Origin of the sequence: Actinoplanes sp. NPDC023801, assembly GCF_040639655.1 — a bacterium.
Lineage (GTDB): Bacteria > Actinomycetota > Actinomycetes > Mycobacteriales > Micromonosporaceae > Actinoplanes.
On record NZ_JBFAAI010000023.1, the window covers coordinates 107,684 to 131,778 of the forward strand.

19 protein-coding genes and 1 pseudogene are annotated in these 24,095 nt (G+C 71.6%); 8 read left to right on the top strand and 12 right to left on the bottom strand.

Annotated elements, in window-relative coordinates; genetic code table 11:
* Nucleotides 1–46: 46 nt before the first annotated feature.
* Entirely contained in the window at nt 47–1,249 is a 1,203-nt protein-coding gene (locus AB0G04_RS32185; RefSeq protein WP_360990404.1) for a hypothetical protein, read from the bottom strand.
* Nucleotides 1,250–1,383: 134 nt separating this feature from the next.
* Here AB0G04_RS32185 and AB0G04_RS32190 point away from each other — a divergent pair, with 134 nt between their 5' ends.
* Entirely contained in the window at nt 1,384–2,394 is a 1,011-nt protein-coding gene (locus tag AB0G04_RS32190; protein WP_360990407.1) for an SDR family NAD(P)-dependent oxidoreductase, read from the top strand.
* On the opposite strand, the gene AB0G04_RS32195 is transcribed toward AB0G04_RS32190, so the two are convergent.
* Nucleotides 2,348–2,935 (bottom strand): TetR family transcriptional regulator, encoded by a 588-nt coding sequence (locus AB0G04_RS32195; RefSeq protein WP_360990410.1) that lies wholly within the window; start codon nt 2,933–2,935, stop codon nt 2,348–2,350. The genes AB0G04_RS32190 and AB0G04_RS32195 overlap by 47 nt on opposite strands.
* 182 nt (nt 2,936–3,117) lie before the next feature.
* Between AB0G04_RS32195 and AB0G04_RS32200 the strand changes: the two genes are divergently transcribed.
* Nucleotides 3,118–4,029 carry a hypothetical protein gene (locus AB0G04_RS32200; RefSeq protein ID WP_360990413.1) on the top strand — a complete coding sequence of 304 codons (912 nt, stop codon included), beginning with the start codon at nt 3,118–3,120 and terminating at the stop codon, nt 4,027–4,029.
* Nucleotides 4,030–4,083: 54 nt separating this feature from the next.
* Here the strand turns inward: AB0G04_RS32200 and AB0G04_RS32205 are convergent, their stop codons facing one another.
* From AB0G04_RS32205 to AB0G04_RS32245, 9 genes and pseudogenes are all read right to left on the bottom strand, one after another.
* Nucleotides 4,084–4,380 (bottom strand): MoaD/ThiS family protein, encoded by a 297-nt coding sequence (locus AB0G04_RS32205; protein ID WP_360990416.1) that lies wholly within the window; start codon nt 4,378–4,380, stop codon nt 4,084–4,086.
* Nucleotides 4,377–5,492 carry an exo-alpha-sialidase gene (locus AB0G04_RS32210; RefSeq protein WP_360990418.1) on the bottom strand — a complete coding sequence of 372 codons (1,116 nt, stop codon included), beginning with the start codon at nt 5,490–5,492 and terminating at the stop codon, nt 4,377–4,379. Before AB0G04_RS32210 ends, AB0G04_RS32205 begins: the two co-directional genes overlap by 4 nt.
* A 91-nt stretch (nt 5,493–5,583) precedes the next feature.
* The gene (locus AB0G04_RS32215) at nt 5,584–7,104 is read right to left on the bottom strand and encodes a methyl-accepting chemotaxis protein (RefSeq protein ID WP_360990421.1); all 1,521 of its coding nucleotides are present in this window, start codon (nt 7,102–7,104) and stop codon (nt 5,584–5,586) included.
* A 76-nt stretch (nt 7,105–7,180) separates the two neighbouring features.
* Complete coding sequence (locus AB0G04_RS32220) at nt 7,181–8,173, bottom strand: Ppx/GppA family phosphatase (protein ID WP_360990424.1); 993 nt, start codon at nt 8,171–8,173, stop codon at nt 7,181–7,183.
* An 83-nt stretch (nt 8,174–8,256) separates the two neighbouring features.
* Nucleotides 8,257–10,323 (bottom strand): hypothetical protein, encoded by a 2,067-nt coding sequence (locus AB0G04_RS32225; RefSeq protein ID WP_360990427.1) that lies wholly within the window; start codon nt 10,321–10,323, stop codon nt 8,257–8,259.
* Between the two features lie 238 nt (nt 10,324–10,561).
* Entirely contained in the window at nt 10,562–11,863 is a 1,302-nt protein-coding gene (locus AB0G04_RS32230; RefSeq protein WP_360990429.1) for a hemolysin family protein, read from the bottom strand.
* Between the two features lie 100 nt (nt 11,864–11,963).
* A complete protein-coding gene (locus AB0G04_RS32235) occupies nt 11,964–13,148 on the bottom strand; it encodes an ATP-binding protein (protein WP_360990432.1) in 1,185 nt (394 codons plus the stop codon).
* Nucleotides 13,144–13,728: pseudogene (locus AB0G04_RS32240) on the bottom strand (PAS domain-containing protein); the annotation flags it as partial. The pseudogene AB0G04_RS32240 and the gene AB0G04_RS32235, both read right to left, overlap by 5 nt.
* A gap of 48 nt (nt 13,729–13,776) precedes the next feature.
* Entirely contained in the window at nt 13,777–14,367 is a 591-nt protein-coding gene (locus tag AB0G04_RS32245) for a helix-turn-helix domain-containing protein (RefSeq protein ID WP_360990435.1), read from the bottom strand.
* Between the two features lie 123 nt (nt 14,368–14,490).
* Here AB0G04_RS32245 and AB0G04_RS32250 point away from each other — a divergent pair, with 123 nt between their 5' ends.
* Nucleotides 14,491–16,050, top strand: a complete 1,560-nt coding sequence (locus AB0G04_RS32250; RefSeq protein ID WP_360990438.1) for a CocE/NonD family hydrolase — start codon at nt 14,491–14,493, stop codon at nt 16,048–16,050.
* Between the two features lie 403 nt (nt 16,051–16,453).
* A complete protein-coding gene (locus tag AB0G04_RS32255) occupies nt 16,454–17,899 on the top strand; it encodes a serine/threonine-protein kinase (protein WP_360990441.1) in 1,446 nt (481 codons plus the stop codon).
* Between the two features lie 93 nt (nt 17,900–17,992).
* Here the strand turns inward: AB0G04_RS32255 and AB0G04_RS32260 are convergent, their stop codons facing one another.
* Nucleotides 17,993–19,993 carry a PAS domain S-box protein gene (locus AB0G04_RS32260; protein ID WP_360990444.1) on the bottom strand — a complete coding sequence of 667 codons (2,001 nt, stop codon included), beginning with the start codon at nt 19,991–19,993 and terminating at the stop codon, nt 17,993–17,995.
* An 86-nt stretch (nt 19,994–20,079) separates the two neighbouring features.
* Here AB0G04_RS32260 and AB0G04_RS32265 point away from each other — a divergent pair, with 86 nt between their 5' ends.
* The 4 genes from AB0G04_RS32265 to AB0G04_RS32280 are packed head-to-tail and all read left to right on the top strand — an operon-like array spanning nt 20,080 to nt 24,094.
* Entirely contained in the window at nt 20,080–21,060 is a 981-nt protein-coding gene (locus AB0G04_RS32265; protein WP_360990447.1) for a 3-oxoacyl-[acyl-carrier-protein] synthase III C-terminal domain-containing protein, read from the top strand.
* A complete protein-coding gene (locus tag AB0G04_RS32270) occupies nt 21,057–21,794 on the top strand; it encodes a glycosyltransferase family A protein (RefSeq protein ID WP_360990450.1) in 738 nt (245 codons plus the stop codon). Before AB0G04_RS32265 ends, AB0G04_RS32270 begins: the two co-directional genes overlap by 4 nt.
* 17 nt (nt 21,795–21,811) lie before the next feature.
* Nucleotides 21,812–23,299 carry a class I adenylate-forming enzyme family protein gene (locus AB0G04_RS32275; RefSeq protein WP_360990453.1) on the top strand — a complete coding sequence of 496 codons (1,488 nt, stop codon included), beginning with the start codon at nt 21,812–21,814 and terminating at the stop codon, nt 23,297–23,299.
* Nucleotides 23,300–23,329: 30 nt separating this feature from the next.
* Nucleotides 23,330–24,094, top strand: coding sequence for a glycosyltransferase family 2 protein (locus AB0G04_RS32280; protein ID WP_360990456.1), 765 nt, complete (start codon nt 23,330–23,332; stop codon nt 24,092–24,094).
* Nucleotide 24,095 lies beyond the last annotated feature (1 nt).

Sequence of the window (24,095 nt, forward strand, 5' to 3'; positions counted from 1 at the left end):
AGTCTCCCCTGACGAGCGTGCGCCCCGCCGTGCGGGATCGGCAACCTCAGTCGAGGCGATGTTCGCGCAGCCGGGCCAGCACCTCAGGGGCGGGCCAGCCGGCGACGCGGTAACGGGCCGGCGCGAGCAGCGGCTCGGCGACGAGACCGGCCTGCTCCTCGGCGATGTGCCACGGGACGCGGAAGTCGACGCCGATGCCGGGCCGGGCGAAGGCGATGGAGTCGGCCCGGGGCAGCAGCGCCTCGACGCCGTCGGTCCAGGTGGCGATGGTCTCGGCGGGGGCGCCGCCGGACGGTTCGACGGCCATCAGGTCTCCGACGTGGACGTCGAACCCGGCCTTGGCGTACTGGGTGGACAACCACTCGGTCTGGTTGGAGTACTCGGTGAGGGCCAGGACCGCGGCGGCGCGGCGGGCCGGGACGTGGTGCGGGTGGCCGGGCGGCGGCGCGTACGGCACGGCCCGCCCCTGCGGACCGGCGACGTAGCCGACCGGCGACAGGTAGCGCACCGCCTCGCCGAAGCTGTGCTCGACGATCCCGTAGACCTGCTCGATGCCGTCCTCCGGCACCGGGGCCACCAGCAGGGTGTTGTTGTCCGGGGCGAAGGCGATGACCGGGCCGCCCATCCGCTCGCCGGCCTCGGCCAGCCAGCCGGGCGACAGCAGCAACGACGTGTAGTAACCGTCGCCGTCGTCGAACATGCTGACCGCGGAGCCGTCGCGCCACTCCCGGTCGAAGCTGTCACGGGCAATGGCGGCCAGGTTCTCCCGGGCCGCCGCGAACACCTCGTCGACGCCGACGCCCCACTCGTCGGCCCGGTCCGGCAGGACGTACGCCATGGCGTCCGGGGCGTCGATGACCACCAGCTCGCGCAGGAAGGGCATGGCCGGGCGGGACAGCGGCGGGCGCATCCCGGCCGGACCGGCAGCGCCGAACGTCACCGGGCGCACCACCGGGCGCAGCTTCGGGCGTACCGTCTCCCAGTCGTCCTCGGGCATCGGCGCCATCAGCCGCAGGAGTTTCTCCAGCCGTTCCCGTCGTTCCGCGGGGGTCGCCTCGGCGGTCTCCCGGAAGACGTTGGCGAGATAGAGGTGGGCGGGGCTGTCGGCCCCGGTCCGATGGATGGCGATGGCGAACTCGTCCGGTTCGTAGACGGCACGCTCGACACCGGGGGTACGCCGGGCCACCCGGAGTGCGAGCTGGGCGAAGCGGCGGCGCGGCGAACCGGCGAACCTGTCCAGCAATCCCATCAGTGGACCCTAACGGACACCGGGCCGCGGGGCTCCGCGGGTGACGGTTGCCAGACCCGGCGGGTTACGTCCGGAGCGGAAGTAAACTAAGTTCACTTCCGCTCCCGCTCACCCCCGACGAAGGGAATCCTCAGATGGCGAACCCGTCGAAACCGCTGACCGCGGCCAGCTCGATCGGCGAGTGGCTGGACCACCCGGAGGGCGGCCCGGCACTGGGCGAGCTGCTCGCCGCCGGGGGTGCGGACCCGTCGATGCTGGCGCCGATCCGGAGCCTGCCGCTGCAGCAGATGGTCGAACTCAGCCAGGGCAAGATGCCGCAGGCCGTGGTCGACGAGCTGGTGCTCCGGGTCAACGGCGGGGTCGTCCCCACCGCGGTGGACTCCGGCGCGTGGCGGGAGCGGATCGTCGCCGGGCGCTTCGACGGCCGGACCGTGATCGTCACCGGCGCGGCCTCCGGTATCGGCCGGGCCACCGCCTCCCGCATCGTCCGCGAGGGCGGCCGGGTGATCGGCGTCGACATCACCGCCGGCAAGCTCAAGGAGGCCGAGGCCGACCTGGGTGACTCGTTCGTCGCGGTGACGGCCGACATCACCAGCCCCGAGGACATCGCCCGGATCGTGGCGGCCGCCGGCGACCGGATCGACGGGCTCGCCAACGTCGCCGGAGTGGTGGACGACTTCAGCCCGATCCACGAGACCTCGGACGCGATCTGGGAGAAGGTCTTCGCGGTCAACGTCGACGGGCTGTTCCGCCTGACCCGGGCGGTCGTCCCGGTCATGCTGCCGGCGGGCCGGGGCTCGATCGTCAACATCGCCTCCGAGGCCGGGCTGCGCGGCAACGCGGCCGGCGTCGCCTACACCGCGTCCAAGCACGCGGTCATCGGCATCACCAAGAACATCGCCTTCATGTACGGCCGCGACGGCATCCGGACCAACGCGGTCGCCCCGGGCGGGGTGGCCACCGGGATGGCGCCGGTGAACCAGTCCGAGTTCGGACGTGGCCGGACCGGCCCGTTCCTGCAGCTGATTCCTCAGGTGGCCCTCGCCGAGCACCTGGCCGCGTCGATCACCTTCCTGCTGAGCGACGACGGCGTGAACCTCAACGGGGTGGTGCTGCCGTCGGACGGCGGCTGGTCGGTCCAGTAGGACCCTCGAGGGCCTGCTGGAGCAGCGCGCCGTACCGGGCTATCAGCTCGCCCCGGTCCGCTTTCACCAGGCCCTCGTCCTCGACCACCCAGAGCGCGTACAGCAGGCCACCGACCAGTGCGGCGGCGATCCGCGCCCGTACGTCGGCATCGGGCCCGCCGAGGCGCCCCCGCACCGGCTCGACGAAGGTGCGCTCGTGGATGGTCCGCAGCCGCGCCTGGATCTGCTCCTCGTTGCTGCCCCGCACCAGCGCCAGATAGACGCCCCGGATGTCGTCGTCGGAGAGCAGGAGTTCGATGAACCGTTCCCCGAACCGCTCGAGCGGGACGTCGAGCAGCGGCTCGTCGTCGATGGTGAACCGCATGGTGTCTAGGAAGAGCAGTTCCTTGGTACCGAAGTGGCGGATTACCAGTGCCGGGTTCGTCACCGCCTGTGCGGCGATGTCCCGAACCGAGGTGCGCGCGAAACCTCGCTCCCGGAACAGACGTGCGGCCGCGGCACGAATCTCCTCGCGGGTCGCCTCGCCGCTGCGCCTGGCCATGCCCCCGATCGTAGGTTGCCGGGTGCATCAGGCTTCTCGGCAGGTCACTGGCGCCACGCACGGGTGACCTTTCAGGGCCAGAGAAGACCCGGTTCGATCGGGTTCCGGCGAACTCGGCCCCGCTTTTCCGGACGTCGTGCTCAGCTATGCGGGACACAGCCGACAATTCGGAAAGGTCTAACATGCGAAAAACGACTCGGGGACTGATCACCGCCTGCGCCGGCCTCGTGGCCGGAGCCGCGTTCGGGGCCACCCCGGCGCTGGCCGGGCCGGGCTGGTGGCCGCCCGGACACGTGCTCGGCCACTACAACTCGTTCAGCGACTGCTCCTCCTACGCGTCCACACTGGTGCTCTGGGAAGACGACTACGACTGTGACTACTGGCCACAGAGGGTCGCCACGCCCTACGCCCTGGTGATCCAGAGACCGGTCGTCATCCAGCAGCCGGTCGTCGTCCAGCAGCCCGTCGTGGTGCAGCAGCCGGTCGTCGTCCAGCAGCCGGTCATCCAGCAGCCGGTCGTCCAGCAGCCCGTCGCCGAGCAGCCGGTCGCACAGGAGCCGGTGGCGGAGCGGCCGGTCGGACCCCAGGAGCCGGCCGGGGACGCGCTGGCCATGACGCCGGCCGCGCCCGACAAGAGCATCAAGAAGGACAAGAAGGTCAAGTCCAACAACGCTCACAAGAAGAACAAGGCGCCCAAGCTCCCGCCGCAGGGCGACATGATGGCCGACCACAACGCGTACGACACTGGCGGCCAGAACATGCACGACACGTCGGGCCCGCACGTGAACGTCACTGCCGGCCAGAACATGCACGACACGTCGGGCCAGCACGGGAACGACGCCGGCGGCCAGCACGCGTACGACACGTCCGGCCAGCAGGGGAACAACACCGGTGGCCAGCACGCGTACGACACGTCCGGCCAGCACGGGAACAACACCGGCGGCCAGCACGCATACGACGCCGACGAGCAGTGCGTCGACGTGGTTCCCACCTGCACCGACGTCGTCGCGGTGGCGCACACCGTGCCGGTGGTTCCGGTCGTACCGGTCGCCCACCACCCGTTCGGTGGCCCCTGGCACCACCCCTGGCACTGATCGGACTCCGACGGATCCACGGCGGCCGGGTACTGCCCGGCCGCCGCGCGGGACTCATCCCCCGGCCATCGCCCCGACGATCAGGAACGGTTCCTCGCCCTTGACCACTCGGTCGGGCAGAGGTTCGTCCGGGGAGTCGTTGGAGAGGTCCTCCTCGCAGGCGAAGAAGCGGACCAGCGGCCGCCGTTTGCCGGTCACCCGGTCACGCATGGTGCCGCGGAGCATCGGGAACCGCTCCTCGACCGCGTCGAGGACGAGCCGCTGGGTCACCTCCCCGGCCACCTCGACCCGCACCTCGCCGGTGACGTGCGCGAGGTTGCGCAGGTGCGGCGGGAGGATTACGCGGATCACGGCAGGACCTGCGCTTCCACCGAGCAGATCGGCGGGAGATCACTGACCAGCGCCTTCCAGGTGTCGCCACTGTCCGCGGAACCGTAGACCTGGCCGGCACTGGTGCCGAAGTAGACGCCGCACTGCTCGAGCGTGTCCACCGCCATGGCGTCGCGCAGCACGTTGACGTAGCAGTGTTCCTGCGGCAGTCCCGTGGTCAGCGCCTCCCACTGCTCACCGCCGGTCCGGCTGCGGTAGACCCGCAGCTTGCCGTCCATCACGTAATGCAGCGTGTCGCTGGTGATCGGCACCACGTAGATGGTCTCCGGCTCGTGCGCGTGCACGGCGATCGGGAAACCGAAGTCGGTCGGCAGGTCGCCGCTGATCTCGCGCCAGTTGTCACCCGCGTCGTCCGAGCGCATGACGTCCCAGTGCTTCTGCATGAAGAGGGTGTCCGGCCGGGACGGGTGCTGAGCGATCCGGTGAACGCAGTGCCCGACCTCGGCGTCCGGGTCGGGGATGCCCTCGCTCTGCAGACCGCGGTTGATCGGCTGCCAGGTCACGCCGCCGTCGTCGGTGCGGAACGCGCCGGCCGCGGAGATCGCCACGAAGATCCGGTCCGGCTTCACCGGGTCGAGAATGATGGTGTGCAGGCACATGCCGCCGGCGCCCGGCTGCCATTGCGGGGCCGACGTGTGGGTGCGCAGGCCGGTCAGCTCCACCCACTTCTGACCGCCGTCGGTGCTCTTGAACAGGGCCGCGTCCTCGGCACCGGCGTAGACGACGTCCAGTTCGGTGCGCGACGGCTCCAGATGCCAGATCCGCTTGAACTCCCACGGGCGCGGGGTTCCGTCGTACCAGAGATGGTCGCCGACCTCGCCCGCGTAGGTGAAGTCGTGGTCGACCTGCTGCCAGGTGGCACCGCCGTCGTCGGACCGCTGGATCAGCTGACCGAACCAGCCGCCCGACTGTGACACGTACAGCCGGTCCGGGTCGACCGGCGAACCGTTGGCATGGTAGATCTCCCAGCCGCTGAAGTGGGGCCCGTCCACCTTCCAGTCCTGCCGGTTCTCGTCCGAGGTCAGGATGAACAGGCCCTTACGGGTCCCGACCAGCAATCGAACTCCGCTCATGTGCCACTCCCCTCGAGAAGACATATGGACGCATCATGGTGTGCTCCGCGTCACTCTGGGGAGTCTAGGACGAATGTTCGATCGGAAGGGGTCACCCCTGCAGCGCGCGGGCCATCTCGGCCTGCTCGGCGAGCACGTCGTTCATCCGCGCCTGCACGGCGTCCATCTTGCCGATCGTCTCGCTCGTGGTGTGGATGCCGTTGGCGACCGTCTCCGCGCTGGCCTGGATGCCGGCGATCTGGTCGGCCACCTTCTGGGTCGCCTCGGCGGTCTCCCGGGCCAGCTCCTTGACCTCGCCGGCGACCACCGCGAAGCCCTTGCCGGACTCACCGGCACGCGCCGCCTCGATGGTCGCGTTGAGCGCGAGCAGGTTGGTCTGCTCGGCGATCGACGAGATGATCTTGATGACGTCACCGATGGCATTGGACGCCTGGCCGAGTGCGGCCACCTCGGCGGTCATCGCCGAGGCCCGGGTCACCGCCTGTTCGGCAACCGTGGTCGCGTCGTCACTGGCGCTGCGCAGGCGCTGCACCGTGTCGAGCAGATCGCGGGCGTTGGCGGCGGCCCGCTCCGAGCCACGCACCACGTCGAGCCGCTGCGACACCAGCTGCTGCACGTTGCGCAGCGCGGCCGCCCGCGACTCGGACAGATCGATGTACTCGGTGGTGAAGAAGTCCATGGTGCCGACGATCCGGTCGCCGCTCATGATCGGGAAGCAGACGCCGGAACGCACCCCGGCCCGCTGGGCGGCCGGCGCCCGTACACAGTCGGTGATCTCCGCCAGATCCCGCACGAAGACCAGATCCTTCGCCCGCCAGGCCCGGCCGGACAGCCCGACGCCCTCGGCGAACTCGGCGGCCAGCGTGACCCGGCGGAACTCGTCACCGGCCGAACCCGACTCCAGATGGAACTTCAGCACGTTCGCCTCCGGGTCGATCTCCCAGAACGAGCCGTACGCCCAGCCGAACGCGGTGCGCACCGAGTCCAGGGCGGCCCGGATCGTGGTCTGACTGTCCGACGCGGCGCCGACCCGGCTGACGACCGTGGTCACCGCCTCCCGGTCGGTGGCCACCTGACGCAGTTCGGCGGCGGCCACCGCACTGGTCCGGGCCTGGTCGACGAGCCGGATGAGGGCCGCGAACTTGTCCCGGCGTGCGCTGTCGGCGTAGACCGGTGCCGGCGAGTAGTACTCGAAGACCGCCGGCACGTCGGTGCCCTTGCGCACCGGCAGCACGATGGCGGCGACCATCCCGGCCTTCGCCGCGGCCTGCCACCGCCGGCAGCCCGTGGGGCTCTCCGGCTCCTCCTCGAAGATGGCGGAACGGCCGCGGAACGCCCGTGCCACCAGCTCACCTTCACCGGCGGAGGTGAGCTGCGGCTTCAACGGCCCGTACTCGTGCAGCAACCGCAGCCGGCCGCCGCTGTCCGGCACCCAGACCGCGCCGTACCCGAACTTGTAGAACCTGACCGTGCTCTCCACGGTGATCCGCCAGGCGCTGTCCTCGTCGGTGGCCGCCTCGAGATCCACCACCAGTTGCTCCAGCGCCTCGACATCGCGCGGGATCGGTCGTGCCGCCTCGGGGCCGGCCGCCCGGGAGCCGAACAGTCGCATGGCAGGTTCTCCTTCAACCGGGGCGACGGGTCTCACTCCACCATCGGCGGATCCGCGGCCGGGTTGAGGCAACGGTTCAGTCCCAGGGCACCCACGACGCGTTGATCAGCGGCGGCTGGCGGGCCTCCAGCTCCCTGAGCAGAATGCCCTCCCGCAGGCCCCACGGGCAGATGATCAGCGATTCGACCCCGAGCCGGCGCATCACCTCGTAGGCGACGATGGAACCGGCCAGAATCTGCCGGGCCCGGTGCGGCGACACCCCGGGCAGCCGGGTCCGTTTGGGGCTGGGCATCGCGGCCAGCCGGTTGATCCACGGCCGGAGGGCGGAGGCGCGCAGTTCCCGCCGGACGAACGGGCCGAGCCGCAGCGGCGGGGCCCCGGTGAGCCGGGCCAGCTGCTGGAACGTCTTGGAGGCGGCCACCGAGGTGCGCGGAGCCTCCCAGGACGTACGGGCGGCGACCTCGGCGAACCGCTCACGCACGTGCCGCCGCAGCCGCCGGACGGCACGCGGGGCGGGCGGGTCCCCGTCGGCCAGGAACTCCCGGGTGAGCCGGCCCGCGCCGAGCGGCAGCGACATCGCCGACTCGGGCAGCCGGTCGCGTCCGAACGCCACCTCGAGGCAGCCGCCGCCGATGTCGACCATCAGCATCGGACCGGCCTGCCAGCCCAGCCAGCGCCGCGCCGCCAGGAAGGTGAGGCGGGCGTCCTCGATGCCGGTGAGCGTGCCCAGCCGTACGCCGGTGGCCGCCGTGACCGCGGTCAGCACCTCCTCGCGGTTGGGCGCGTCGCGGACCACCGCGGTGGTGTAGGCGAACATCCGGTTCACACCCGCACGGCGGGACTCGGCCACCGCCTTGCGGACCGCGTCGATCATGCGCTCCAGGGCTGCCGGGCCGATCGTCCCGTCGGCTGTCAGCCGGTGGGCGAGCCGGGGCCGCTCCTCCCAGGTGTGCACCGGCAGCGGAAGACCGGAATCCGCCTCCGCGACCACCAGGTTGACCGTGTTGGAACCGACGTCAAGCACTCCCAGCCGCATGGGCGGCCGGGTACCCGTCAAGTCAGCGATCATGGCCGGAACCTGTATCCCATCCCCGGTTCGGTGAGCGGACGGCGCGGGCGGGCCGGGTCGGCCTCCGGTGCTCCGGCGGCCGGTCACTGCAGCAATTCGTGATCGTCCGGCCAGTCGCGGATCACCAGCACGCTGCTGAGCGTCTGCGGCTCGTCGGAGACCGCGCGCAGGTGGACCGGGCCGTCGGGCGGCACCCGGTAGATCGCCGGCTCCGGCGGGAACGGCGGCCGCACGGACTTCACCATGATCCGCTCAGCCGGCGGATCCTCGAGTCTCCGCACCGGCGGGAGCAGCGTGTACGTGGCGGTGGTGCCGGCCGGGAGCAGCACCGGACCGGTCTCGATCCGCCAGTAGTCGGCGATCGTGACGCCGGACGCCAGGGTGAACGACGGGATGATCGGCCGGGACGAGGTGTTCGTCACGTCCACCACCAGCTCGGTCAGCCGGTGGCCGGGGACGACCGTGGTGGCGACCCGCATCTGCAGCGGCTGCGGGCTGGTCACCGCTCCGGACACGAACGCCGCGGCGGGCAGGAACGACGCCACCGCGATGATCGCCGGGAACGCCCGCGGCATCCGCAGCCGGAAGGCACCCTCGAAGTCGGCCCGTGACGTGGTGGTCAGAGCGACGATCCAGAGCGGCATGGTCAGCACCCAGTAGCCGTCCTGGGAACGTGTCGACACCATGAAGATCAGCCACGGCAGCACGGCGACGGCCGGGCCGAGCCGGCGCAGGTACAGCGCGAAGGTGAGCAGCAGCGCCACCAGGAGCGCCGTCGTCGCGTGGCCGTAGAGGTCCAGGTCGCCGCTGCCGCCGATGAGGTACGAGGTGAGCCCCATCAGGCCCTGCCCGTGCGGCACCGCGTGCTGCAGCAGCGGTTCGAACACCCCGGTCAGCCAGGCGTCCGGCGACTCCAGGATGAACGGGAGGCTCACCACCACGAACACGCCGAGCGCGGTGCAGCCGTACCGCATCAGCAGCCAGAAGACGCGGCCCAGCGGCAGTTCACCGAGGCGCAGCACCACCAGACCGACCACCAGGAACATCGCCAGGAACCAGCCGAGCTGGTGCATCGAGCAGGCCAGGCCCAGAGCGATCGCGCGGCCGTACCCGGTCCGGCCCAGACGCCCGCCGCGCCCGATCGACGGCCAGTGCCACAGCGCCAGGCAGAGGAACGGCAGGGCCATCAGGGAGGGGTACGCGTTGTCGGCGTAACTGGTCAGCGTCCCGAGCCCGAGCACACCGAGCGTCGCGACCGGCCGCAGCGGGCGCGGCGCCACGAAGAACAGGATCAGCGCGGTCGCCAGCAGCGCCAGCCAGGCGACCGCGGTGACCCCGACGATCGACGGGAACAGCCGCTGCATCCCCGCGCCGAGCTGGATACCGAGCGGCGGGTACCCGAAGTCGTAGACGGTCCGGCCGTCCATCAGCTGGGTGGCCAGGCCGGGCATGATGTCGTCCCAGGCCGCCGTGTACGGGTTGATGCCCTCGATCAGGGCACGGGCACCCCGGTCCATCAGGATGCCCTCGTCGACCGTGAGCTCCTTGACACCGCTGATCCCGGTCCAGGCCGCCGCCGCCTTGATCACGATCGCGGTCGCCAGGACGCCGACGTCCAGCCGGGCCAGGGTGCGCTGCCGGGTGACGCAGAGCGCGGCCACCGCCAGCACCAGCATCGCCAGGTAGGCGCCGGTCAGGGTGAGGGCGAGCCAGGGACGTGGCAGGGCGTACCCGGTCCAGAACGTGCGGGTGCCCACGACCAGCGCCATGACCGCGCCCAGGGTGAGCCCCCGGTGCAGCCAGAGCAGCAGGTCGGGCCGGTCCCGTTCCGGCTCGGGGTCCGATTCGGTCTCCGGGCCCGGCTCGGGCTCCGCCGCCACCGGCCCGGCCTCCGGAACCGGATCGGGTTCCGGATCGGGTTCCGGATCGGGTTCCGGCTCCGGCTCCGGATCGGGGTCCGGGTCCGGGTCCGGGTCCGGGTCCGGGTCCGGGTCCGGGTCACGTTCTGGTTCGGCGTCCTCCGCCGCGGCCTCTTCCTCGTCGGTCAACGGGATGTCGATGACCTCGGCGGCGTCCGCCTCCGGCTGCTCCAGCCTCCGGCTCAGCGTCACCGTCTCGGCATGACGCTGATAGTCACCCTCTAGAGCCACCGGGGCATCGTACAAGCGCTCCGCTTCAGTACTTGTTACGACAACGTCTCCCGCGTTGCCGTCACCGCGTGGACACACGACGTGACCCCTTCCCGCCGCCTCCGGTCCACCACAGCACACGGTCCGGCGCGGACGGGTCACAAGTCCCTCATCCGTACGACATGACGATCACGCGAGGTGGAGACCGTCCCGCCATGCCGTCACTCCGGCGAGGTGGTTCGGCGGAACGGTCGCCACGTCAGACGTGAGCCTCCTCGGTGGAGTGCTCGGGGAGCGGCCGCAGACGGAGTTTGGTGATCGCCCGGCCGGTGATCTCGACGACCTCGGCGGTGTGCCCGTCGATGGCGACCGTCTCACCGGTGACGGTCGGGATGTGGCCGAGACGGGCCAGGACCAGACCGGCGACCGTCGTGTAGTCGCCGGCGTCGGTCTCCTCGATGTCGACACCGATGTCCGGCAGGTCGTGGATCGGGAAGGTACCGGGCAGCAGCATCGCCCCGTCCTCCTCGTGGATCACCGACTGCACGTCCCGATCGCTCTCGTCGTAGATCTCACCGACGACCTCCTCGACCAGGTCCTCCATGGTGACGATGCCGTCGATGGCGCCGCGCTCGTCGACGACCAGGGCGAACTGCTGGCGCTGGACGCGCAGCTGGCGCATGGCGTCGGACACCTTCAGCGTCTCGGGAAGGAACAGCGGGGTGAACATGTGGTCCCGGACCAGACCGCCGGCGGTGATCAGGTCCCGCAGATGCACGACACCGAGCACGTCGTCGAGGCCCATCGGGCCGGTGACCGGGGCCCGCGAGTGGCCCACCTCGACGAGCCGCGCCAGAGCCTCGGGAGCCGGCAGGTCGGCGGGAAGGATCAGCACGTCGCGGCGCGGGATGAGGATCTCGCGCAGGATCCGGTCGGCGATCTCGAAGGCGCCGCTGATGATGGTGCGCTGCTCGGCGGTGATGTCCTGCTGAGCGGCGACCATGTCGCGGATCTCCTCCGTGCTGACCTCCTCACGGCCGGCGTCCGGGTCACCACCGGTCAGGCGCACGACCAGGTCGGTGGACTTGCCGAGCAGCCAGACGACCGGGCGGGAGAGCGTGGCCAGCACGTCGAGGGGACGGGCGACGAGCATCGCCCAGCCCTCGGCCCGCTGCATCGCGATGCGCTTGGGCGCCAGCTCGCCGACGACCAGGGTGAAGAAGGTCAGGACGATGGTGACGAGGACGATCGACACCGGCCTCGCGGCGGTGCCGAGGAAGCCGAGCGGTTCGATCAGCGGCTGTGCCAGTGACACCGCCGCGGCAGCCGAGGCGAGGAAACCCGCCAGGGTGATGCCGATCTGAATGGTTGCGAGAAACCGGTTGGGATCCCGCGCCAGCTTGGCGAGGGTCCTTCCGGTGCGGGACTGCCGCTCGAGACGCTGCAACTGGCTCTCCCGGAGTGAGATGAGAGCCATCTCGCTTCCGGAGAACACCGCGTTGAGCAGCACCAGCACCACGACCAGGACAACTTGCCAGCCGTATCCGCCCACGGCGGACATCAACTCCTTCACTAAGAGACGAAGGTCCCAGGCTACCCAGCATTGCTGGAGGACTTCCCAGGATGGCACCGCCGCAAGCGTGGCGCGAGTCGAAGATCACCTAAGCAGGGGCGACCGCGTCGGCCTCGAGGATGAACACCGAACCTCCGGCGGGGTTCGGCTCGTGCCGTACGCTGCCGTGGTTGGCCTCGGCCAGGGCCCGGACGATGTAGAGACCGAGACCGGTGCCGCGGACCTGGCCGGCGTCGCGTTCGGCACGGCTGAGCCGGTCGAACAGGCGCGGCCGGAATTCCTCCGGCACGCCGAGCCCCTGGTCCTCGACCCGTAGCCGCAACCGGCCGGGGTCCACCTCGGAGATCCGGATCGCGGTCGCGCCACCGGCGTACTTCGTGGCGTTGGACAGCAGATTGACCAGAATCTGCTGCAGATGGCCCGGGTTGAAGCGGATCGTGGCGTCCGGGCCGAGGACCGGGACCCCGGGGTTCCCGCTGTTCGCCAGAGCCTGCGCGATCCCGGCCCGCAGGCGGACCTCGCCGCGGACCGCGGACAGGCCGCCGGCGTCGATGCTCACCATGGACAGCACCTCCCGGACGATCTCGTCGAGGCGCTGGGCCTGCCGGCTGATCACCGCGATCGGCCCGGCCGCCGGGTGGTCCGCACCGAACTCGTCGGCGAGCAGGTCGGTGTAGCCCATGATGGCCGACAACGGGTTGCTGATCTCGTGCCCGAGCATCCCGATGATGTCGAGTTTCAGGTGATTGGCGACCTCGAGCGCGGTGTTGCGCTCAGCGAGGGCAGCGGCGGCCTGGTCCCGGGCCCGTTCGGCGATCCGGCGCTGGGAGATGTCGGTGGCCACCACGATCAGGTGCTCCGGCCGGTCCTGGGCGTCACGGACGAGCGAGACGGTGGCCTCGGCGTCGATCCAGTGGCCGTCGGCGTGCCGCAGCCGGATCTCGTGCGTGTAGGAGGTGTCCTCGCCGGCGAACAGTCCGGCGATCCGGTGCTGACCGAACGCCATGTCCTCGGGGTGCACCAGGTCGCCGTCCCGGTTCTGACCGATCAGATCCTCGGGCCGGTGGCCGAGCATGTCGGCGAACGCACGGTTCACCGCGATCAGCGTCCCGTCCAGGGCCCGGATCAACTGGCCGGCGGCGGAATGGGTGAACTGGGCCCGGAACCGTTGCTCGTTGAGAGCGACGGCGTTGCTCGTTGAGAGCGACGGCCTGCTCGGCGGCGCGCGCCGCGGTGACGTCGGTGTTGATCTCCAGCACCTCCGGCTCGTCACCGGACGAGTGCACGGGCGCGCAGACGACCTGACGGCAGAGCACGGTGACGACCCGGCCGGCGGCGGTGAGCCGCCGCATCTGGCCCTCCCAGTGCCCGTCCCGTTCCAGGGCGGCCAGCTGCTCGGCAACCGAGCCACCGTCCTCGACCGCGGTGCTGAGCAGCAGGTGGGTACGCCGCCCGCGGGCCGCGTCGGCGGACCAGCCGTAGAGGCGCTGGGCGCCGCTGTTCCACCACAGGATGGTGCCGTCGAGGCGGCGCACGATCACCGCGGCCGGGATCAGGTCGAGCAGCGCGGCCTGCTGGTGCAGCCGGGCCTCTCCGGTCGCGAGGAACCGGGCCAGCCCGGCGGTGTGCGCCTCCCGCAGCTCGGCCGGGATCAGCGTCTCGGTGAGTGACCGGCCGACCAGCTCACCGGCGGTCCAGCCGAGCAGGCCGGCGGCGGAGTCGTTCCAGGTCCGGATGACGCCGTCGCCGTCGATCGCGACGAAGCCGGTCGGCCCGGTCGAGATGACCTGCCGCAGCAACTCCAGCTCCGCGCGCTCCGACGCGTCGAGTTCATCGACCTCGGGACTCCGCATCGCTTCACCACCCCCGTCTCCTGGCGCCAAGGGTGATGATCGGCAGAGTCACGGACCATCTGAGACGAGCCCACGATCCGGCTGAAACACCCCTTCCAGCACGAGATCGACGGACCGGTCGGCGGCGGCGCGGGCGGCGTCCACGTCGTCGGTCCCCTCGGCGACGCCCTGCACCATGGTGAACAGCAGGGACAGGTCCTCGGGGACCAGATCGGCGCGGACGTACCCGTGGTCGCGGGCGGCGCTCATCGGCGCGGCGAAGGCGGCGATCACCCGTTGCCGGTAGCGCTCCTGGAGCGTGTTGTCCAAGCGGCGCACCAGCTTGACCAGGCCACGCAGCTCGATCTGGGAGTGCAGCGTCTCGCGCAGCAGGTCACGGAAGCCGGCCGGGTGCCCGGAGTGGGCGGCCACCCGGAGCTCCAGGAGTTCGAGCTGGTACGCGAGCACCGCCGTGGTCAGCGCGTGCCGGTCGGCGAAGTGCCGGTAGAGGGTGGCCTGGCCGACGCCGGCGCGGCGGGCGATCTCGGGCATCAGGGCGACGGCACCGTCCTCGGCCAGCACCTCGCTGGCAGCCTCGAGGATGGCCGCACGGTTGCGCTGGGCGTCGCGCCGACGCGTTGCCGGGGTTCCGTAGAGCACCTGCACCCCCTTGCTACCGACGAGTTACGTTACTTGCTAGTAACGAGAATGTCACCATCTTCAAATTCTCGGAACCGCTTCCTACGCTGCCGCCACGTTCGCTGCCTCCATCGAGGAGTGTTGATGGCGCTTCGCCGCTTGCTCACCATGTTCGCCGCCGCGGTCCTGACGGCGACCACGCTCACCATCGCCTCGCCGGCCCACGCCGCCGCCGGCACCACCGGGTTCAAGGCCGTCGAGATCACCGGTGACGGCGGGGTCGCCCTCAAGGCCAACGTCATCGCGCCGTCCGCGAGCGGGCGCCACCCGGCCGTGATCCTCCCGTCCAGCTGGGGGCTCAACGACCTGGAGTACCTCGCCCAGGCCAGGATCCTCGCCGGGCGCGGGTACGTGGTGGTCTCGTACACCCCGCGCGGCTGGTGGCTGTCCGGCGGGCAGATCGACACCGCCGGCCCCAAGGACATGGCCGATCTGAGCAAGGTCGTCGACTGGACCATCGCGAACACCGCCACCGACCCGGCCCGGATCGGGGCGGCCGGCATCTCGTACGGGGCCGGGATCAGTCTGCTCGGAGCGGCGTTCGACAGCCGGATCCGCGTGGTCGGCGTGCTCAGCGGCTGGACCGACCTGGTGTACTCGCTGTACGCCGACCAGACCCGGCATCGCCAGTCGGCCGGCCTGCTGGAACTGGCCGCGAAAATCGTCGGCAAGCCGAGCGCGGACCTGACCGCCAACATGGCCGACTTCAACGCCGGCACCGACGTGGCCGGGGTGATGGCCTGGGCGAAGGTACGCTCGGCGGCCACCTACGTCGACCGGATCAACGCGAACAATCCGGCCGTGCTGATCGCCAACGGCTGGGGCGACACGTTCTTCCCGCCCAACCAGCTTGTCGACTTCTACGGCCGGCTGACCACCCCCAAGCGTCTCGAACTGCGCCCCGGCGACCACGCGATCGCCGAACTGACCGGCGTGCTGGGGCTGCCGAACGAGGTCTGGACGAGCCTCTACTCCTGGCTCGACACCCACCTGGCCAGCGGCACGACCGCCGCGAACCCGATCCACCTCAAGCCGCTGAACGCCGCCGCCGAGTCCTACCCGGCCTGGTCGGCGCAGACCTCCTCGACCGCCCGCCACGGCCTCGGCCGGATCCGCGCCCTGGACGGCACCGGCCTGCTCGGCGGCGCGGTCAGCTCCGGCTGGACCAAGACCCTGCCGGCCGACCGGGACACCGTCGCGAGCGGCGGGGTGGTGCTGATCACCAACGGCGCCGCGGCCATCACCGGCGAGCAGCCGCGCATCTGGCTGCCGTTCGTGGATCGCGGCCGGGCCGGCGTCTGGGCGGCCCAGCGGCGGTCGTCGGCGCAGCGGATCCGCGGCATCCCGGAACTGCACCTGGAACTGACCGGAACCGAGTCCACCGGCACCGTGATCGCCTACCTCTACGACCTCGACGCGGTCGGCAACGCCGAACTGATCACGCACGCGCCGGTGACGTGGCTCAGCGGCTCCGGCAGCCGCAGCGTCGACCTGCGCTTCCCGGCCACCGCCTACGACGTGCCGGCCGGGCATTCACTGACCCTCGTGGTGGACACCGTCGACCCGCTCTACTACGACGAGAACGCGCCCGGCGACTCCGTCACCATCGCCGGCGGATCGTACGTGGACATCCCTCTCCGCTGACGGACGCTCCACTGACCGACGCTCCACTGACCGACGTGAGGATGGGTCACCGGCCGGGCCGGTTGCCCATCCTCGTCTGCACCTGCCCCGCCGCGGGACCGGGCTGATCGCGGGCCGGGAGGGGTGCTCGCCGTACGAATGCCCCAGCGTGTGGGCCGGGACACACCCATAAGGGTGCGCCACGCGGAAGGCGTGGATGGCCCGCTTCGCCCGATCAGACGGATCGCGGGGAAACTGCGGCGCGTCGCGTCCTGCGTCGCCGAGGCGACACTTCCGGTCCTGGTCACAGTGGAGAGTCGGATGCACGCTGTGAGTGATATCAGCATCGCGCGGCGGGCCGCTCAAGCTACTGTCCACTCAGGATCTGAGCAGCGTGAACAGCATCAAAACACGGGGTGAAGGCATGACCGCGGTAGGAGAGGTCGTCGGAGGGCGTTATCGGCTTGTCCGGCCGCTCGTCTCCGGTCGGACGAGCCGCATCTGGCTGGCTTCCGACGAAGGGGCCGGGGGCGGCGAGGCCCGTCCGGGCTGGGTGGTGGTCAAACACTGCGTCATTCCGCAGGGGCTGACCCGGGGACAGCACGAGCTGATCCGCGACTGGGTGCTGCCGGAGGCGGTCGCCGCCGCCCGGGTGCGCCATCCCCACGTGATCCGCGCCCTGGACGTGCTGCCCGCCTGGGACGGGCCGTGGCTGGTGATGGAGTACCTTCCGTTCCGTTCGCTGCAGCAGCTCATCGAGGAGTCCGGCCCGCTCCCGCCGGCCCGGGTCGCCCGGATCGGGCTGGCCCTGCTGTCCGCGCTGGCGGCGGCCGGGCGGGCGGGAGTGCTGCACCTGGACGTGAAACCGGACAACGTGCTGATCGCGGGGGACGGCCGGCCGGTGCTCACCGACTTCAGCCCGACGGTCACCCCCAACGGGATCCGTACCCTGGCCGACGCCGGCATCATCCTGGGCTCCCCCAAGTACATCGCCCCCGAGCGGATCTTCGACCACCTCACCGACGAGCGGGCCGACCTGTGGTCCCTAGGCGCGACGCTGTACCACGCCGTCGAGGGCCATCCCCCGTTCCAGCGAGCCACCACTGCGGAAGTGCTGCACGCGGTCGGCAAGGCCAAGCCGGAGGCGCCGCGCCGCGCCGGCCGGCTGACGCCGGTGCTGGCCGGGCTGCTGCGCCGCGATCCAGCGGCCCGGATGACGGCGGCCGAGGCGGAGCAGGCTCTGCGCGCCGTCGCGGATGCCGGTCGCCGGCCACGTTCGGCGGCTCTGCGACGGATCCCGTCGATCGCCGCGGCGGTGGCGGTCGCCACGACGCTCACCGCGGTCGCGGCAACGGCGGAGGGCGAGACCCGCGCGGCCACGACCTACCCGTCCCCGTCCGCATCGGCGCCCGCACCGGGCGGTGGGACCAAGGACACCCCGCTGCCGACGGGTTTCCGCTGGTGGACGGAGCCCGGCGGGTACCGGGTGGCCGTGCCGGTCGGCTGGCGCCGGGACGCGTCCGCCGCCGGGCTGACGTTCCGGGCCGGACGGGACCGCGCGATGCTCGCCATCACCCCGCTGCCGGAGACGCCCGCCGATGTGGTCGCCGCGTTGCAGGAGGCGGAGCTGAAAGGCGGCCTGGACGACTACGAGCGCCTGCGCATCGAGACGCTGCCGGCCAGGTCGGCCGTGTGGGAGTTCACCTTCAAGGACGCTGACGGCACCGCCATGCGGGGGCTGCGCCGGGTGTCCAGCAGCGGCAGCCGTTCCTACGTGATCGAGTGGCGCGCCACCCGGGACGGCTGGGCCACTCAGCTGACCCGATTCACCGTCGTGCTGGCGTCGTTCGGCCCGCGCCCCGGCGCCTGACGCCGCCACACCCCCGGCTGGCTCTGACCGCTGTCTCAGCGTCGCTGCGACAGCGGTCAGAGCCAGCCGGACGGGGTTCGGTGAGGTGCCGCTTCAGCCCGAGAGGCGCGTCGGCGGGCGGAAGGCGGGCAGCCTCTCGCGGTGTGGCCCCGGTTCGGTCCCGGTCCGGCGGGACTCCTCGTCCGTACCCGGAGAGGAGGGGACGATCTCGGCGATCTTGTGCAGGAGGTCGTGGCCGGTGAAGGGCTTCTCCAGGAAGGCGATGTCGCCGTCGAGAACGTGGGTGGTGCCGAGCAGGCCGTTGCTGTAACCGGACATGTAGAGCACCGGCAGGGCGGGCACGGTCCGATGGAGGATCTCGGCGAGGCGGCGGCCGGACATCTCCGGCATGATCACGTCGGTCAGCAGGGCGTCGCAGCCGTGCTGGCGGAAGAGGGCGAGCGCCTGCTGCCCGCCGGTGGCGGTGAGGACGTGGTAACCGGCTCCGGCGAGGATGCGGGTGACCACGCGGGCCAGCGCCGGTTCGTCCTCGACCACCAGGATGGTCTGGCCGGAACCGGTGGGCGGCTCGTCCTGGCGCAGCACCGCGGGCACGTTTCCGCCGGTCGCCGTGGCGATCGGCAGGTAGATGCGGAACGTGGTGCCGACGCCCGGCTCGGAGTAGACGTTGATGCTCCCGCCGGCCTCGGCGACGATGCCGTAAACGGTGGACAGGCCCAGTCCGGTGCCCTTGCCGCGTGGCTTCGTGGTGTAGAACGGCTCGAAGATGTGCGCCGCCACGTCCGCGGTCATGCCCTCACCGGTGTCGCTCACCAGCAGGCGGGCGTACGTCCCGGCGGGTAGCGGCGGCTGCATGTCCAGTTCGCCGCCGTCCAGGGCCGCGACGTTCGCCTCCAGGACCAGGGTGCCGCCGTCCGGCATCGCGTCCCGGGCGTTGATCGCCAGGTTGAGCAGCACCTGCTGGAGCTGGCCGGGGTCGGCGTGCACCACGACCGGTTCGGCGGACGGGACCGCGAGCAGGTTGATGTGCTCGCCGATGGTCCGGCCGAGCATCGCGTGCACCTCGGCGATCGCGGCGTTCAGGTCGACGTCCTGCGGCTGGATGGTGTCGCCGCGGGTGAAGGTGAGCAGCTGGCGGGTCAGGTTGATAGCCCGGTCGGCAGCGCTGCGGACATGCTTCAGGTCGTTCTCCAGCGCCTCGTTGCCGGCCGCCTCCTCGGCGGCGAAATCGGTGTAGTTGACGATGATCGCCAGGATGTTGTTGAAGTCGTGCGCCACCCCGCCGGCCAGCTTGCCGAGGCTCTCCATCCGCTGGGCCTGATGGGTACGCTCCTCGATGGCGCGCTGCCGCTCGGCAGCCTCCTTGATGGCGGTGATGTCACGGCCCACCGCGGAGATCCCGGTCGGCCGGCCGGAGTGGTCGCGGATCGCCGACACGCTCAGGGACGTCTCGACCGGGGTGCCGTCCTTGCGGAAACGGCGGGTCTCGTACGACACCCCCCGCTCCCCACGCCTGATCCGATCCATGATCGCCCGCTGCTCCTCGGCACCGGAGTCGTCGCTCAGCAGGTCGGTCGGCCGGCCGATGATCTCGGCAGCGGTCCAGCCGAAGAGCCGCTCGGCCCCGCCGTTCCACGCCGTGATGACACCGTCCAGGCTGGCCCCGATGATCGCGTCGTCGGTGTGCTCGACCACGGCTTCCAGGGTGGCCCGGTGCGCCTCGGCCTCGTCGAGCAGTTTCTGCCGCTGCGGGTCGGTGTACATGGCGCCCATCAGGGTCCGGTCACGCCTGCGGACCGTCCAGTAGTAGACGCCGGCCGCCGCAGTGAGTACGTTCCACCAGGCCAGGGCCCAGACCCAGCCGATCGCGACCGAGTGCTCGGCGCGGTCGAGGTTGGCGAAGGCCAGGTACGCGTGCAGGCCGTGCCCGACCGCGGAGGAGAGGAAGATCAGGGCCGTCGCGACCGCGAGCCGGTTGCTGAGCAGCTGCCCGGCGCGGGCGACCGGCACCGCGATGGCCACCGTGATCGCCACGTAAGTGATCATGGTGGCCAGGTTTCCCAGCAGAAAAAGCTGTTCCGGCACGGTCGTCATATCGGACACCGGGCCGTCATGCTGAGGAGCCGGAACGTCAGTGGGGCAGGAAACGTCTGCGGGGGCGGAACGTCTGTGGGGGGATAGTGCGGGTCGGAATCACCGGGGTCGGAACCCATCTGCCGGAGTGCGAGGTCACCACGACCGAGCTGCAGGACCGGATCGGGAAGCTGCCCCGCGGCCTGCTGGCCCGCCTCACCGGCATCGAACGGCGGCGGATCGCGGCCGACGACGAGTACGCCTCGACGCTCGGACTGCACGCGGCCCGCGCAGCGCTGGCCGGTGCCGGTCACGAGCCGGCCGACGTGGATCTGCTGCTGTTCGCGTCGGCCAGCCGGGACATGGTCGAGCCGGCCACCGCGCACATCCTGCAGGACGCGCTCGGCAGCCGGGCGCACGCGATGGACGTCACCAACGCCTGCAACAGTTTCGTCAACGGGATCGACCTGGCCCGGTCGATGATCCTGGCCGGGCGGGCGCGGCGGGCCCTGGTCGTGACCGGGGAGACGCCGAGCCGGGTGATGCGGCCCCGGGTCTCCGGGATGGCCGAGGTGCGGCAGGCGTTCGCCGGGTACACCTTCGGTGACGCCGGGGCGGCCGTCGTCGTGGAGCCGGTGGAGCGCGGCGGGATCCTGGACGTCGACACCGAGACGTACTCCGAGCACTGGACGGTCGGCGGGATCCCGGGCGGCGGATCCCGGCATCCACGCGGCGACGAGTACAGCTATTTCACCGGGGACGGGCACCGGCTGCGCGGCGTGTTCGAGAAGATCGGCCCGAGCATCCTGGACCGGGTCCGCGCCCGGACCGGGTTCGAGTTCACCGACTACGCGCGGATCCTCGTGCACCAGGTGACGCTGCCCTACCTGGAGCGGTTCATCGAGGTGACCGGGGTGCCGAAGGATCGCCTCGAGGTGACCGTGACCTCGCTCGGCAACATGGCCAGCGCGACTCTGGGCGTACAGCTGCATCGGGCTTTCCCGTATCTTTCGCCCGGTGACCGGGTGCTTCTCGTCGGCCTCGGCGGCGGCGTCAGCATGATGACGATGGTCTGGGAACGCTCGTGACCGGCCTCTGGGTGATCGTGCCCGCCTACAACGAGGCGAGCCGGATCAGCGCCACCCTGCACGCGCTGGCCGCGCAGACCGACACCGGCTTCACCCTGCTCGTCGTCGACAACGGGTCGCAGGACGGCACGGTGGCCGCCGCCGAGAGGTTCCGGGCGTGCGCGCCGTTCCCGGTGCACGTGCTCGTCGAGACCGAGAAGGGTGTCGGCTGCGCGGTCGACACCGGGTTCCGGCACGCCATCGCGGCCGGTGCGACCCTGCTGGCCCGCACCGACGCCGACTGCCTGCCCCGGCCCGGCTGGGTGGCGGCGGCACGGGCCGCGCTGACCGGCGGCGCCGCCATGGTGTGCGGCCGGATCACCGCCCGGCACGACGAGCACGGGCCGGTCGGGCGGGCGGTGTTCGGGCTGCTCGTAGCGCTCGCGGCGGCCTTCGGGCGGATCCGGCCGGCACATCGCGGCAGCGGATTCCGGGCGCCCTACCGGATGCACGCCGGCAACAACATGGCGATCACGGCGGAGCTGTACGAGGCGTGCGGCGGGATGCCGCGGCGGCCGTCACCGACCGACCGGCTCTTTCTCAATCGCGTACGCCGGACGACCTCATCGATCGCCCGCAGCCGGTCGATGGTGGTGGAGAACTCGACCCGGCGGCTGCGCGCGTACGGGGTGCTGCGGACCGCCCGCTGGTACCTCGACCGCGGAAGCGGCCCCCTGTCCCCCGATCCGCGATGACCCCCTGAAGGAGCCGCGTGCTCGACGAGCTCAGCTCCGGTCTGCGAACCGGCGACGACACCCCGGCGCTGCTACGTGGCCGGCGCACGATCACCCGTGGCGACCTGGCGGGTCTGCGGGACCGGTACACGATCGCCCTGCACGCCCGTGGCCTGCGCGCCGGCGACACCCTGGGACTGGCGGTCCGCCCCGGACCGCGGGCCGTGGCCCTGGTGCTCGCCGCGTACCGGCTCGGCATCCGGGTCGCCCTGCTGGACCCGACCGCCGGCCCCGACGTGCTGACCGCCCGCCTGTCGCTGGCCCGGCCGGCACTGATCGTCGCCGACGCGGCCGCCCAGGCGGTCGCCGGATGGGCCGCGCCGCTGGCCCGCCGCGCCGGCCTCGCGCTGCCCGACTTCACGGCGCTGGCACCGACCGTCACGGTCGGCTCGCGCCTGCCCGGGAACGCGCCCGCTCTCGCGCTGCGGCCCGGCCCGCTCCCGGCGGCGTACGACGGCGACGGTGACGCGGTCATCATCTTCACCTCCGGGACGACAAGCAGCCCGCGCGCCGTCGTGCACACCCGGGCCGGCCTCGCCACCGGTCTCCGTGCGGTCGCCGAACTGGTCCGGCCGGTACCCGGCGTGCCGGTGCTCGGCGGTACGTTCTTCGTGACGGTGCCGGCGCTGGCCGCCGGTGCACCGGTCGCCGCCCCCGCCGGCCGACCGCGGACGCTGGCCCGGCAGATCACCGGGTTGCGTCCGCAGGCCACCTACCTCACGCCACCGCAGCTGCGGGCCGCTCTCGGCGCCGGTACGCCGTTCACCGGACGCGTGTACAGCGGTTCCGCGCCGGTCTCCGCGCACCTGCTGGAACGGGTCCGGGCCGCCGGCGCCGACGAGGCCTGGGGCGTCTACGCGCTCACCGAGGTCTTCCCGGCGGCGGCTGCCGAGTCCCGCGAGAAGTCCGCCTTCGACGGCGACGGCGACCTGGTCGGCAGCCTGCTTCCCGGGGTGCGCGCCCGCCTCGACGACACCGGCCAGTTGCTGCTCGCCGGCGCCGGCGTGTGTGACCGGTACCTGGGCTCCGACCCGCACGAATGGGTGGCGACCGGTGACATCGCGCGCCTCGACGGCGGCCGGGTCGTCCTCGCCGGGCGCGGCAAGGACATGATCCTGCGCAAGGCGGAGAACATCTATCCCGGCCTGTACGAGCCGTCGCTGCACGTGCCCGGCGTGTCCCTCGCCGTGCTGGTCGGGGTGCCGGCCGGGGACGGCGACGAACATGTCGTCGCGCTGATCGAGACCGTCCCCGGGACCGGGCGGCAGCAGGTCGAGGCGGCCCTGCGCGAACCGCTGCGACGGATGGGTTCAGCCCGCCCCGACCGGGTCGTGTTCGCCGAGGTCCCGCTCGCCGGGCGGTCCCGCAAACCCGACCGCGCCGCGGCGGCGACCCTCGTCGCGAGCGAACCGCGCACCGCGGCGCCCGGTACCGGCGGCATCCCGCATCAGAGACGACGACCATGAGCATCCGCCGATACGGCGCGCCGGGCCGGCATGCCCGGTGACGTGATAGCCGTCGTCGTGCCCGCCTACAACGAGGCGGCGTCGATCGGGGCGACGCTGACGGCCCTCGCGCGGCAGACCGATCACGGGTTCCGGCTGGTCGTGGTCGACAACGCCTCCAGCGACGACACCGCCGGGGTGGTACGCCGGTTCGCCGGCACGGCGCCGTTCCCGGTCGAGATCGTCACCGAGGAAGAGCCGGGGGCCGGGACCGCGGCCGACACCGGGTTCCGGCACGCCATCGCGACCGGCGCCACGCTGCTCGCCCGCACCGACGCCGACTGCCTGCCGGCCCCCGACTGGGTGGCGACGCTCCGGACGTACCTGGAAGGTGGTCATGAACTTGTCTGCGGCCGCAGTGTGCCGCGCCGCGACGAGCGGCCCAGCTGGGCCGAACGCCACGTCTTCCCGGTGGCCGTCCGGCTGGCGGCACTGTACGGCCGCTACCGCAAGTCGCATCGCACGCCCGACTTCCGCAGCCCGTACGTCCTGGTCCACGGGCACAACCTGGCCCTGACCGCGGACCTGTACCGCCGATGCGGCGGCACCGCGCGCGAGGCGCTCGAGGACGGCTCCGAGGACGTCACGCTGCTCAACCGGGCCCGCCGCGAAACCGACCGGATCGTCCGCGCCGAAGACCTGGTCGTCGAGGCCAGCCTGCGCCGGCTTCGCGCGTGGGGAGCCCGGCGCACCCTGCTCTGGTACTGGGACCGGCGGTGGCGGCCGCCCACCTCGCGTCAGGTCCACGTCCGCTGAG

Bases quoted from the DNA above. Each gene is read 5' to 3' on its own strand.
- AB0G04_RS32185 (WP_360990404.1), bottom strand. From the start codon at position 1,249: ATGGGATTGCTGGACAGGTTCGCCGGTTCGCCGCGCCGCCGCTTCGCC.
- AB0G04_RS32280 (WP_360990456.1), top strand. From the start codon at position 23,330: ATGCCCGGTGACGTGATAGCCGTCGTCGTGCCCGCCTACAACGAGGCG.
- AB0G04_RS32195 (WP_360990410.1), bottom strand. From the start codon at position 2,935: ATGGCCAGGCGCAGCGGCGAGGCGACCCGCGAGGAGATTCGTGCCGCG.
- AB0G04_RS32190 (WP_360990407.1), top strand. From the start codon at position 1,384: ATGGCGAACCCGTCGAAACCGCTGACCGCGGCCAGCTCGATCGGCGAG.
- AB0G04_RS32255 (WP_360990441.1), top strand. From the start codon at position 16,454: ATGACCGCGGTAGGAGAGGTCGTCGGAGGGCGTTATCGGCTTGTCCGG.
- AB0G04_RS32210 (WP_360990418.1), bottom strand. From the start codon at position 5,492: ATGAGCGGAGTTCGATTGCTGGTCGGGACCCGTAAGGGCCTGTTCATC.
- AB0G04_RS32260 (WP_360990444.1), bottom strand. From the start codon at position 19,993: ATGACGACCGTGCCGGAACAGCTTTTTCTGCTGGGAAACCTGGCCACC.
- AB0G04_RS32250 (WP_360990438.1), top strand. From the start codon at position 14,491: ATGGCGCTTCGCCGCTTGCTCACCATGTTCGCCGCCGCGGTCCTGACG.
- AB0G04_RS32215 (WP_360990421.1), bottom strand. From the start codon at position 7,104: ATGCGACTGTTCGGCTCCCGGGCGGCCGGCCCCGAGGCGGCACGACCG.
- AB0G04_RS32200 (WP_360990413.1), top strand. From the start codon at position 3,118: ATGCGAAAAACGACTCGGGGACTGATCACCGCCTGCGCCGGCCTCGTG.
- AB0G04_RS32230 (WP_360990429.1), bottom strand. From the start codon at position 11,863: ATGTCCGCCGTGGGCGGATACGGCTGGCAAGTTGTCCTGGTCGTGGTG.
- AB0G04_RS32220 (WP_360990424.1), bottom strand. From the start codon at position 8,173: ATGATCGCTGACTTGACGGGTACCCGGCCGCCCATGCGGCTGGGAGTG.